The following is an 11,889-nucleotide window of genomic DNA, read 5'->3' as shown; positions in this document are numbered from 1 at the left end:
TGACTCGCCGCGCTGACAGGGCTCAAAGCCCCGGGCGTTGGAGAGCATGCCATGGACCGTCTATCCCTTGCCGTCGAACCGGCGTTGTTGGACTGTGTACCGTCTCGTTTTTCCAGTGAGCAGTTAGCCCAGGCTCGGGCTCGGGCCACCAGTTCCGGCGAACGGGTACTGGAAGCCCTCGGGGTGTTGTGCGAACTCGCCCCGATGCCCTTCATCCAGTGCCTCGGCACCACCCTGCATTATCCGGTGCTCGACACCGACAGCCTGTTCAAGGCCATCCCGGTATTCGACCGGGTCACCCTGGCCCAGTGCCTCAAGCGCGAATTCATCCTGCTGCGTCACGAAGACGCGGTCATCGGCGTGTTTGCCGACCCCTTCGATACCTCACGCCTGGCCTGGATCGACGATTGCCTGCACGGTGCGCCGCTGTACCTGGTGCATGCCGACGACCTGAAAGCCTACCTGGCGCGCCACGAAGAAAGCTTCCACGCGGTGGAATCGCTCAATGCGCAATCCGACACCGGCGTTGAAATCGACACCCTACAAAGCCTGTCCCTGACCAGCATCAGCGAAGACGCCAGCGTCGTCGTCAAACTGGTCAACTCGACCCTCTACGACGCCTTGAAAATGCACGCCAGTGACATTCACCTGGGCACCACCGGCAGCGGCCTGGTGATCAAGTACCGGATCGATGGCGTGCTCAACAACATCAGCAAAATCCAGGGCAGCGAGTTTGCCGAGCAGGTGATCTCCCGGGTCAAAGTCATGGCCGAGCTGGACATCGGCGAAAAACGCGTGCCCCAGGACGGTCGCTTCAAGATCGGCATCAGCGGCCGGCAGATCGACTTCCGGGTGTCGATCATGCCGAGCATTTTCGGCGAAGACGCGGTGCTGCGGGTCCTCGACAAACAGGACCTGGCCGACAAAGTCAGCGGTGTGCAATTGCAGGCCCTGGGCTTTGAAGAAGAAACCCTGCGCCAACTGCGGCGTCTGGCCGCCGAACCCTACGGCATGGTGCTGGTGACCGGCCCGACCGGCAGCGGCAAAACCACCACGCTGTACGCGATGATCACCGAGATCAACCACGGCGTGGACAAGATCATCACCATCGAAGACCCGGTGGAATATCAACTGCCGGGCGTACTGCAAATCCCGGTCAACGAAAAGAAAGGCCTGACCTTCGCCCGTGGCTTGCGCTCGATCCTGCGCCATGACCCGGACAAGATCATGGTCGGTGAAATCCGCGACCCGGACACCGCGCAAATCGCCGTGCAATCGGCACTCACCGGTCACCTGGTGTTCACCACGATCCACGCCAACAACGTGTTCGACGTGATCGGCCGTTTCACCCAAATGGAAATCGACCCCTACAGCCTGGTGTCGGCGCTCAACGCGGTGCTGGCGCAGCGGCTGATCCGCCTGGTCTGCGCCAGTTGCAGCGCGCCGGTCACCCCCACCGACGACGAATTGCTCGCCTCGGGCCTCGACCCGAAAGAGGTCGGTCACTACCAGTTTGTGCATGGCAAGGGCTGCGGCCACTGCCGGGGCACCGGGTATCGCGGGCGCAGTGCGATCGCCGAGTTGCTGCACCTGGACGACGAGCTGCGGCAAATGATTGTCGAGCGCCAACCCATTTCGAAGATCAAGGCCCACGCCTGCAAACGTGGCTTGCGCCTGCTGCGCGAGTCGGCCCTGGAACTGGTGCAACAGGGGCGTACCACGCTCGAGGAGATCAATCGTGTCACTTTTGTCTCGTGATCGGTATATCGCCGTGCTCGGCGCCAGCGGTGTCGGCCTCGGCCAGCGCCGCGGCAGCGACACCCTGTGGCTGGGCAGCGTCGGCTTCATCGACGAAGGCTTCCATGCCTGGGCCGTCGCCCTCGAAACCCTCGACCGTTTGCTCGGCGAACACGCGCCGGCCGGTGCGGAGCTGTGTGTGGTGATCTCCGGGCACTTCAGCCGTTTCTGCCTGGTGCCCTGGAGCGAAGAAATCAGCAGCCCCGACGAACTGCTCGGGTTCGCCCAACTGTGCTTCGAAGACCTTTACGGCGTACCAACGCAACCCTGGAGCATGGTGCTGTCGGCCGAGCCCGCAGGTTACGACCGGATCGCCAGTGCACTGCCGCAAGACTTGTTGACGCGTCTGCGCAGCCTGGTCAGCGGTCGCGGCATGCGCCTGCGTTCGGTGCAGCCGTACCTGATGGCCGCGTTCAATCACTTCGACAAGAGCTTTGAGGGTGGCGACTTTCTGTTCGTCGTTGCCGAGCCGGTGCGCAGCGTGTTGCTGCTGGCGCGGGAAGGGCGCTGGGTGGCGGTGCGTTCGGCGGGCAGCAGTGACAGCGACGCGGCGCTGACCGCGCTGATCGGTCGTGAAAGCCAATTGCAGGCCTCCACCAGCGAACGGCCGCTCAACGTCTACCTGCACGCCCCGGCGCGCATCGACTCGCATCCCGATGTGCCGGGCGTGCACTTGCGCACCCTTGAAGAAGACCAGACGGCCGTACGCGACAGTTTGTACGTCATGTCTCGGGCGGTGGCCTGACATGCGCCCGCTGATGCTCGACTTCCAGCAGCGTCGCCGTTCCGGCCCATTGGGCTGGAGCTTGCTGGCCGGTGGCGTGACGCTGGCGTTGGTGTGTTTCTTCTTCCAGCAGCACCTCGATGACGAGGCCTCGCAACAACAAGGCCATCTGCAACATGCCCAGCGTGCGCTCACCGGCGACAACGGCAGCAAGGTCTCCCTGACCCCGGCCGAAACCCGCGAGCAGGCACAGAACCTGGCCGAAATGCGCAAAGTCTCCCAGCAACTGCGTCGGCCTTGGGAACGCCTGTTCGCCATGCTCGAAGCGATGCCGCGCGATAACGTCGCCTTGCTGACCCTGACCCCGGATGCGCGCAAAGGTCAGGTGCGCATCAGCGCCGAGGCGCGGGACCTGGAATCGATGCTCGAATTCCACCAACGCCTGGAAGCCAGCGACGAGCTGTCCGACGTGTCGCTGCTCAGCCACGAAATCGTCGCCAACGTGCCGGAACACCCGGTGCAATTCAACCTGTCGGCCAGCTGGGAGATCGGCGATGCGAATCCCTAGATTGATCGTCCACGAATACCTGCAAGGCCTGGGCATTCCTGGCCTGGCTGGCATGGCGCTGCTGCTGGTCGCCCTGGTGTATGGCCTCGGCGGGTTGATGCCGGACTGGCAAGCGCTGCAACAGCTGAGCCAGCAGACCCGGGAAGCCGGCGAGTACCTGGCCAAGGTTGAAGACGGCAGCGTCGCCGCCCCGGTGGTGCCGCAGCGTCAACTCGACGATTTCCGCAGCAAACTGCCGTCGCAGCCGCAGGCCACCGTGGCCATCGACAAGATCTACGCGCTGGCCAGCCAGGAACACATCACCCTGTCGCGCGGTGAATATTCACTGGGCATCGACCCCAAGACGCACCTGGCCCGCTACCAGATTCTGCTGCCGGTGCGCGGCAGCTATCCGCAACTGCGGCGCTTCCTGCACGCCTTGCTCGGCCAGTTGCCGGCAGTGGTGGTGGAAGACGTGGAGTTCCAGCGCAAGAAGATCGCCGACACCGACCTGACCGGGCGGATCCGCATGACCCTTTACCTGTCGAGGTCATGATGAATACCAAGCGCGTACTGGGTTGGATGGCGTTCTTCGGCGTGGCCGCGGGACTGGCCTGGGGTCCTCAATATTTGCAGAAAACCGATGAGGGCGATGAGTCTGTCGCCGCCTCGACCACCCCGGTCAAAAGCAAAACCGGCACGCTGCCGGCGGCAGCAGCCAATGGCAAACCGGCGGTGATCAAGGACCTCAGCCCGTCCGGCGACCTGTTCACCGCCCGCAGCTGGAAGGTCGCACCGATCCTGGCCAGCGTCACCGAACAGCCCGTCAACCAGACCCCGGTGGTACAAGCCCCCAGCGTACCGCCGATGCCTTTCCAGTTCATTGGCAAGCTGAATGACCGCTCCGACCTGCAAGTGTTTTTGCAGAACGGCGAAAAAATATACGTCGTACGCAAAGGGGATGTGATCGACGAAACCTGGCGGATCGAGCGGATTTCCGACGTGGAACTCAGTTTTGTCTACTTGCCTCTGCATTTGTCCCAGACCTTGTCTGTGGGGAGCGCGCAATGAACACATCCCGTTTGCTGTTGAGTGTCTGCATCGCTGCAGCGCTGGCCGCGTGCAGTTCGGCGCAGCTCGCGAACCAGGAAGCTTCCCAACTGATCGAGTCGGGGCAGTACGAAGCCGGCCTGGCCCGTATCGAAGAAGGGTTGCGTGAAGACCCCCGCGATACCGAGCTGCACCTGGCCCTCAACAGCGGGCGAAGGCTGGCGGTGACCAACTTACTGTCCCAAGGTGACATGGACCGCGCCCGCCGTGATTTTCCTTCGGCACGCATGGCCTACGGCCGGGTGTTGAACATCGAACCAAACAACCGTCGCGCCCAGGACGCGCTGCGCCAACTCGATTACCTGCGCAGCATGGATGAAAAACTCGAACTGGCTCGTGGCGACCTGCGTCGCGGCGACATCTACGGCGCCGATCGCCAGGTCAAACAGATCCTCGAACTCGACCCGAAAAACGACGGTGCCCTGGAACTGCAAGGCAACATCCGCCTGGTGCAGAGCCGCAACGTGATCCCGTACCCACAACTGCGCACCCGCCTGGATCGTCCGGTAACCCTGGAATTTCGCGACGCCAACCTGAAAACCATTTTCGAAGTGCTGTCCCAGGTGGCCGGTCTTAATTTCATCTTCGACAAGGACCTGCGCCCGGACATGAAAGCCACGATCTTCGTGCGTGACGTGCGCATCGAAGACGCCGTGGAACTGCTGCTGCAACAGAACCAGTTGCACCAGAAAATCGTCAACGAAAACACCTTGCTGATCTACCCGGACTCGCCGCAAAAGCTCAAGGACTATCAAGAGCTGGTGATGCGCACGTTCTACCTGACCAGCATCGATGCGAACACCGCGCTGAACATGATCAAGACCATGCTCAAGACTCGCGACGTGTTCGTCGATGAGCGCCTCAATACCCTGACCATGCGCGACAGCGAAGACGCCGTGCGCATGGCCGAAAAGCTCCTGCAATCGCAAGACCAGTCCAACCCGGAAGTGGTGCTGGAAGTGGAAGTGATGGAAGTCGCCCGTCAACGGATTCTCGACCTTGGCCTGCAATGGCCGAACACCTTCGGCGTGATCAACACCGACGGCTCGCCGGTGACGATCCTCGATCAACTCAAAGGCATCGACTCCAGCCGGATCTCCATCTCGCCATCGCCGCAAGCCAAGATCAACGCGCAGGACAACGACATCAACACCCTGGCCAGCCCGGTGATTCGCGTCAGCAACCGTGAGCAGGCACGCATCCACATTGGTCAACGTGTGCCGATCATCAGTGCGACTTCGGTGCCGTCGACCCAAGGGCCGGTGATCACCGAAAGCGTCACCTACCTCGACGTCGGTCTGAAGCTGGAAGTGCAGCCGATCGTGCACTTGAACAATGAAGTGGCGATCAAAATCGCCCTGGAAGTGAGTAACGCCACGCCGCTGGAACCGACCCGCCAAGGCACCATTCCGGTTCAGGTCGACACCCGCAACGCCCAGACCACGCTGCGTCTGCATGACGGCGAAACACAGATCCTCGCCGGCCTGGTGCGTAACGACCATGGCGCCACGGGCAACAAGATCCCCGGTCTTGGCGACATCCCGGGCCTTGGCCGCTTGTTCGGCAGCAACAAGGACACCGTCGGCAAATCCGAGCTGGTGCTGTCGATCACCCCACGGATCGTGCGCAACCTGCCGTACCAGAGCCCGTCGGACATGGAGTTCCCTACCGGCACCGAAACCAGCATGCACATCCAGGCGCCGGATCGCCGGATGGAGCCACAGATCCAGAATGAACACATCGACCGCTCGGTGCCTGGCGTGACCACCGAAGTGACGGTCGGCCGGCCGGTGGCTTCCGCCACCCCTCAAGTCACAATTGAGAAGCCTTGATCATGAACGCCTCGCAACGCGGTTTTACCTTGATCGAAGTCGTCGTGACGCTGGCCCTGATCGGCCTGCTGGCCGGTATGGCCGCGCCGCTGACCGAGACCGTGGTGCGCCGGGGCAAAGAGCAGGACCTGCGCACCGCGCTGTACCAGATTCGCGATGCCATCGACGCCTACAAGCGCGCCTTTGACGCCGGCTATATCGAGAAGTCGCTGAACAGCAGCGGCTATCCACCCAATCTTCAAGTGCTAGTGGAAGGCGTGCGTGATGTGCGCAGTGCCAAGGGCGCCAAGTTCTACTTTTTGCGCCGCGTGCCTCATGACCCGCTGACGGCGGTCAAGCGTGACGACGAAGGTGGCTGGGGCTTGCGCTCTTATGACAGTACGGCTCAAAACCCGCGTGAAGGTGAAGACGTCTTTGACGTTTACTCCAAGGCCCGGGGCAAGGGTCTCAACGGCATCGCCTACCGGGAGTGGTGAGCATATGCGTCGGCAAAAGGGCTTTACCTTATTGGAACTGATGGTGGTCATGGCAATCATCGCGACGCTGATGACCATCGCCTTGCCGCGCTATTTCAACAGCCTCGAAACGTCGAAGGAAACCACTTTGCGCCAGAGCCTGTCGGCCATGCGCGAAGCACTGGATCACTACTACGGCGACACCGGGCGTTACCCCGATTCCCTCGATCAACTGATCGAACAGCGTTACCTGCGCAACGCGCCGATGGACCCGATTGCCGAGCGTAAGGACACCTGGGTGCTGGTCGCGCCGCCGGATGGCGTGGCGGGCGGGGTGGCTGATATCAAAAGTGGAGCCACAGGGAGGGCGCGTGATGGCAGCCTTTATTCTGAGTGGTAAGCCGACCGACGAGGCGGGGTTCACCTACCTGGGCGTGCTGTTCCTGATCATGGTGATGGGCATGGGGCTGGCCAGCGCCGGCGAGTTGTGGGCAACCGCCTCGCGCCGCGATCGGGAGCGTCAGTTGCTGTGGGTCGGCACGCAGTACGCCCAGGCCCTGCGCAGCTACTACCGCAGTTCGCCAGGCCTGGCGCAGTACCCGAAAGAATTGGCGGACCTGCTGCAGGACGAGCGTTTTCCATCGCCCAAACATCATCTGCGCCAGCTGTACCCGGACCCGATTGGCGGGGGTGAGTGGACGCTGATGCGCGGTTTCGACGGGCGCATCACCGGCCTCAACAGCCCTTCGACGGACACGCCGCTCAAGCAGACTGATTTTCCCAGCCAGTGGTCGGATTTCGTCGGGATGGCCAGCTACAAAGACTGGCAGTTCGTGGCCGAGAAGGCCTTCCTCGACGGCACCTCTGGCCCGCCGAAAGCCCAGTCCTCAACGCCTCAGGCGCTATCGCCATGAACAGACACTGGCTCGCGGCCCTGATCCTCACCTGCGTGGCGTCCTTCGCCAGTGCCGGCGAAGACGAGGAAATGCTCGGTTTCATTGTCGATGACACGATCTCGCACATCGGCCACGACTTTTACTACTCGTTCAGTGAACGTCTGCGCGCGACCAGCCCGATGGATTTCAACCTGGTGGTGCGTGAACGACCTTCGGCTCGCTGGGGCAGCCTGGTGACCGTGGAATATCGGCAGCGACTGGTTTATCGGCGTTTCTTGCCGCCGAATACCGTGGACCTCCAGGACGACGCCTATCAGGCCGCCGACGTGGTTCGCGCACAGATAGCCCAGCAGAAGCTGGAGGCCTTGTTGCAAGACACTACGGACCTGGAGAGGGACGAATTATGAAAAAGAAAACGTTCTTGCAGTGCACCGGCATTTTACTGCTCGGGCTGGGCAGCGCCAGCCTGGTCCAGGCCACGGAGCTGGTGTACACACCCATCAACCCTTCGTTCGGCGGCAACCCGTTGAACGGCACCTGGCTGCTCAACAACGCTCAGGCGCAGAACGACTACGACGATCCGGACCTGAAAAATCGCACCGCTATCGCCGGCACTTCGGCCCTGGAGCGATTCACCAGTCAGCTGCAATCGCGGTTGCTGGGGCAAGTGCTGGACAACATTTCCTCCGGTAACTCGGGGAGCCTTTCTACCGACGCTTTTATTGTCAACGTTGTCGATGATTCCGGTGCACTGACCATTGAAGTGACGGACCGATCGACCGGTGAAGTGTCGGAAATCCAGGTGAATGGCCTGGCCCCTTAAAAGGGCTTTGGGTCGATGGGGAGTTAGGGACATGAAAAAAATAATTGCGCTAGGGCTGATGTTGGCAACCTTACAAGGGTGTGGTTTGCGCGAGCCGATGTCGGCCGAGCAGGACACCAAGACTCCGACCCTGACACCACGGGCGTCGACCTATTACGATTTGCTGGCCATGCCTCGACCCAAGGGCCGGTTGATGGCGGTGGTGTACGGTTTCCGCGACCAGACCGGGCAATACAAACCGACCCCGGCCAGTTCGTTTTCAACCAGCGTGACCCAGGGCGCGGCGAGCATGTTGATGGATGCGTTGCAGTCCAGCGGCTGGTTTGTGGTGCTGGAGCGGGAAGGGCTGCAGAACCTGCTGACCGAGCGCAAGATCATTCGCGCTTCGCAGAAAAAGGCTAATACGCCGGTGAATATCCAGGGTGAACTGCCTCCATTGCAAGCGGCGAACATGATGCTTGAGGGTGGGATCATTGCTTATGACACCAATGTGCGCAGTGGCGGGGAAGGGGCGCGTTATCTGGGGATCGATATTTCCCGGGAGTACCGGGTGGATCAGGTCACGGTGAACTTGCGGGCGGTGGATGTGCGCAGTGGGCAGGTGTTGGCTAACGTGATGACCAGCAAGACGATCTATTCGGTGAGCCGTAGTGCCGGGGTGTTCAAGTTTATCGAGTTCAAGAAGTTGCTCGAAGCTGAAGTCGGTTACACCACGAACGAGCCGGCGCAGTTGTGTGTGTTGTCGGCGATCGAGGCGGCCGTTGGGCATTTGCTGGCGCAGGGGATTGAGCGGCATTTGTGGCAGGTGGCAGGGGATAACACGCCGGAGGCCGATGCGACGCTTGACCGGTACCTGACCCAGACCAAGGTTGATCCGGAGAGTGAGTGAACCTAGGCGGCCTTCGGGCCGACCTGGTTTTTCCCTTGGTGTACATATCCATTTCTGCGGTAACGGCCGCTGGCGGTTTCGCCCTTACGGCGAGGCACTTTTTTCAAACGCCAAAAAAGTACCCAAAAAGGCTCGCCCCGAGCGTCCGGCCCCTCGCTTAGGCTCGGCGTTCCTTCGTTCCGGTATCCATCCGGGGACACTGCCCTCCGGTCTGCTTCGCTACGACCTACATGCAGCGTGTTCGACTGCGTCGAACGGCGCTGCGCGCCACTCCCCGGATGCACACCTCCACTCAGCCTCCCGAGGGGGCGGTAGATCAAAAGCCAAAGATCAAAAGCTTTCAGGCGAGCTAACGCTCGGCCTGTTGAGTGGTGAGAAGCGGCGGGTGTAGGCCGATTTAAAACTGTGGGAGCGAGCCTGCTCGCGAAGACGGACCCACAGCCAACCAATCTCCACCAGATACACCCAATCCAACTGTGGGAGCGAGCCTGCTCGCGAAGACGGACTCACAGCCAACCAATCTCCACCAGATACACCCAATCCAACTGTGGGAGCGAGCCTGCTCGCGATAGCGGACTCACATTCAACGTTGATGGCGATTGACACACCGTCATCGCGAGCAAGCTCGCTACCACAGGGGATTCGGGATTTCTTTGATCACGGTGTCGCTGAATTTGCAGCGACGGGCAAAGCCTATCTCCCAGCCTTCCGACACAACAACCGACACCAAATTTTCAGGCCAGCCCCGATCGAAATGTGGGAGCGAGCTTGCTCGCGAAAGCGGCCTAACTACCACCACACCCCCACCAGGCACGCACAAAAAAACCGCGACCCTTCACCAAAGGCCGCGGTTTTTTACGCCTTGCGATTATTGCTGCAACACCGTTGCCGAGTTGGCGTTACCAAACTGCTGCACGGTGGCGGTCTGGCTTACGCCGCTTTGATCAACACTGGCAATGTTGCCGGTGCCGCCCTGGGTCACATAGGCCACGTTCATGGTGTCGGCTTGTTTGACCGTGATCATGTTGTCGCTGCCATACAACTGTGTGGTGTAGGCCTGGTTGCCGCTGCCGGACTGGTCGAACTCGGTGCTGTTGCCAACACCATTACTGCTGCCCTGGGCCAGGTTGGTGGTGCCGCGCTGGTCGGCGATGAGGATGTTGTCGCTGCCGTTCTGGTCGAAGTACAGCTCGTTGTAGGAGTCGGCCTGGTTGACCTTGGTGGTGTTGCCGGTGCCGGACTGGTTGGTGGTCATGATGTGGCCGGCGCCGTTCTGGGTGAAGTTGGCGACGTTGTTGGTGCCCACCTGGTTGACGGTCGCACGCTGGTTGCTGCCGAACTGACCACCCGTTTGCGGGCCTTTCCAGTTGCTGGCGTAGACTTTGTTGCCGGTACCCACCGAGTTCGCGTTGAGCACATGGCTGTCGCCACTTTGATAGGTGAAGTGCACGTTGCCGGTGCCCGATTGATACAGCGCGACGGTCGAGCCGAGGGATTCGAACTGGTCGGCATAGATCGCGTTGAGGTCGCCGACTTGCAGCACCGTCGCCACGTTGTTTTGGCCGAAGCTCTGGTCGACCACGGTTTCGTTGGTTTGCCCGATCTGTTGGATGGTGGTCTGGCTGGCAGTCTGGCTGTCTTGCCAGACTTCGCTGCCGTTGCCATCGCCGAGTTGATTGATGCTTATTGTGCCGCCCAGTCCGTTGCGTTGATCGCCATAGGCATAGTTATCGTTGCCCGACTGATTGATGTTGATCTGGCCACCTTCGTGGAACACCTGCTCGGCGGTGCCGTAGTTGGTGTTACCGAGTTGGATGATGGACGCGGTGTTCTCCACGCCCAGTTCCATCTGTTCGATGTTGGCTTCGTTGTTGTCGCCTTGCTGGAAGGTCGTGGCGGTGCTGCCGTCCTGACTGTCCTGGTAGATAAACGAGAAGTTGCCGTTACCCAGTTGTTGTTGCAACGCCTGGCTGGCGCCGACGCCAATCGACTGGCTGGCGTGGCTGGTGTTGAACGTGCCGACCTGCTGCTGGGTGATGGTGCTGCCGCTGTCATACAGCTGCTCACCGTAGCCGGCGTTGTAGTCACCGACCTGGGTCTGCTCGATAGTGCCGGTGGCGTTGTCCTGCAAGGTCGCGGCATCGTTGCCCGTACCCGCCTGCTGCTGGGTGGACGTGCTGAAACTGGCCGTGGTCTGTTTCACGTTGGCGATGTTGGCATCGCCGTTCTGGTTCTGGATGGACGTGCTGTCGTCGGCCATCGCCTGGGCACTGAGGATGACCAGTATGGCGGCGGTGAGGGGCATTAATTTGAACATGATGGAACCTCCAAGTGGTGCAGTGCTTTAGCGATATTGTTTGACGGAGACGCTCATGCCGTTCCCGGACTGGGTCACGGCGCTGGAGAGCCCCGTGCCGGCCTGTACGATGCTGGCGTCGTTGTTATTGCCGTTCTGGGAAATCTGCGCACGGTTGTGGCTGCCGGTTTGCGTAATCGAGGCATCGTTGCCGGAACCTTGCTGGTTGATCATTGCCATCAGGTCGTTGCCTTGTTGCAGGATGTAAGCCTCCTGATTGCTGCCCGACTGGACGATATTGCCGAGCAACGACTGGCCGTTCTGTTGCACCAGCGCAATGTTGGCCTGGCCGTTCTGGTCGATCAGCGCGTGCTGGCCAACCGGTGGGGGTAACTCGCCCAGGTCGCCGCCGGGGCCGAGGTCGTCGTTGTCCATCAAGTCATCGGCGCGCACACCCGCGCTACCGCAAAGCAGAAGCAGGCAGAGCAGGGCGGCGGTCGACGTTTTCATGGGTGAGTCC

General features: G+C 61.1%; 14 protein-coding genes. 12 read left to right on the top strand and 2 right to left on the bottom strand.

The genetic code is table 11. The features are described 5' to 3' along the window. Positions 1-51: 51 nt before the first annotated feature. From ACWKV5_RS02270 to ACWKV5_RS02215, 12 genes are read left to right on the top strand one after another with little or no spacing between them, the layout of a single operon-like run. Positions 52-1,758, top strand: a complete 1,707-nt coding sequence (locus tag ACWKV5_RS02270; protein WP_483839984.1) for a GspE/PulE family protein — start codon at positions 52-54, stop codon at positions 1,756-1,758. Continuing rightward, entirely contained in the window at positions 1,739-2,542 is an 804-nt protein-coding gene (locus tag ACWKV5_RS02265) for a hypothetical protein (protein ID WP_483839983.1), read from the top strand. The genes ACWKV5_RS02270 and ACWKV5_RS02265 overlap by 20 nt, the downstream gene beginning before the upstream one ends. Before the next feature lies 1 nt (position 2,543). After that, positions 2,544-3,089, top strand: a complete 546-nt coding sequence (locus ACWKV5_RS02260) for a PilN domain-containing protein (RefSeq protein ID WP_483839982.1) — start codon at positions 2,544-2,546, stop codon at positions 3,087-3,089. Next, positions 3,076-3,624 carry a GspMb/PilO family protein gene (locus tag ACWKV5_RS02255; protein WP_483839981.1) on the top strand — a complete coding sequence of 183 codons (549 nt, stop codon included), beginning with the start codon at positions 3,076-3,078 and terminating at the stop codon, positions 3,622-3,624. The genes ACWKV5_RS02260 and ACWKV5_RS02255 overlap by 14 nt, the downstream gene beginning before the upstream one ends. Continuing rightward, positions 3,624-4,139 carry a hypothetical protein gene (locus ACWKV5_RS02250; RefSeq protein ID WP_483839980.1) on the top strand — a complete coding sequence of 172 codons (516 nt, stop codon included), beginning with the start codon at positions 3,624-3,626 and terminating at the stop codon, positions 4,137-4,139. The genes ACWKV5_RS02255 and ACWKV5_RS02250 overlap by 1 nt, the downstream gene beginning before the upstream one ends. Beyond that, positions 4,136-6,010: a secretin N-terminal domain-containing protein gene (locus tag ACWKV5_RS02245; RefSeq protein WP_483839979.1), complete on the top strand. Its 1,875-nt coding sequence runs from the start codon at positions 4,136-4,138 to the stop codon at positions 6,008-6,010. Before ACWKV5_RS02250 ends, ACWKV5_RS02245 begins: the two co-directional genes overlap by 4 nt. Before the next feature lie 2 nt (positions 6,011-6,012). Beyond that, on the top strand, positions 6,013-6,486 hold the full coding sequence (locus tag ACWKV5_RS02240; protein WP_027921387.1) for a type II secretion system protein: 474 nt from the start codon (positions 6,013-6,015) through the stop codon (positions 6,484-6,486). 4 nt (positions 6,487-6,490) lie between these two features. Beyond that, the gene (locus tag ACWKV5_RS02235; RefSeq protein WP_027921386.1) at positions 6,491-6,865 is read left to right on the top strand and encodes a type II secretion system protein; all 375 of its coding nucleotides are present in this window, start codon (positions 6,491-6,493) and stop codon (positions 6,863-6,865) included. Beyond that, positions 6,840-7,379, top strand: coding sequence for a type II secretion system protein (locus tag ACWKV5_RS02230; RefSeq protein WP_483839978.1), 540 nt, complete (start codon positions 6,840-6,842; stop codon positions 7,377-7,379). Before ACWKV5_RS02235 ends, ACWKV5_RS02230 begins: the two co-directional genes overlap by 26 nt. After that, entirely contained in the window at positions 7,376-7,768 is a 393-nt protein-coding gene (gene csgE, locus ACWKV5_RS02225) for a curli production assembly/transport protein CsgE (protein WP_483839977.1), read from the top strand. Before ACWKV5_RS02230 ends, csgE begins: the two co-directional genes overlap by 4 nt. Then, the gene (locus ACWKV5_RS02220) at positions 7,765-8,184 is read left to right on the top strand and encodes a curli assembly protein CsgF (RefSeq protein ID WP_483839976.1); all 420 of its coding nucleotides are present in this window, start codon (positions 7,765-7,767) and stop codon (positions 8,182-8,184) included. The genes csgE and ACWKV5_RS02220 overlap by 4 nt, the downstream gene beginning before the upstream one ends. Positions 8,185-8,215: 31 nt before the next feature. After that, positions 8,216-9,073 (top strand): CsgG/HfaB family protein, encoded by an 858-nt coding sequence (locus tag ACWKV5_RS02215; RefSeq protein ID WP_483839975.1) that lies wholly within the window; start codon positions 8,216-8,218, stop codon positions 9,071-9,073. 868 nt (positions 9,074-9,941) lie between these two features. Here ACWKV5_RS02215 and ACWKV5_RS02210 read toward each other — a convergent pair. Further along, complete coding sequence (locus ACWKV5_RS02210) at positions 9,942-11,390, bottom strand: curlin (RefSeq protein ID WP_483839974.1); 1,449 nt, start codon at positions 11,388-11,390, stop codon at positions 9,942-9,944. A 27-nt stretch (positions 11,391-11,417) separates the two neighbouring features. Continuing rightward, positions 11,418-11,879 carry a curlin gene (locus ACWKV5_RS02205; RefSeq protein WP_483839973.1) on the bottom strand — a complete coding sequence of 154 codons (462 nt, stop codon included), beginning with the start codon at positions 11,877-11,879 and terminating at the stop codon, positions 11,418-11,420. Positions 11,880-11,889: the final 10 nt, after the last annotated feature.

The organism is Pseudomonas oplopanacis, assembly GCF_057128725.1.
Note: the sequence above shows the minus strand (reverse complement) of the source record. Positions and strands in the feature narration are given on the sequence as shown.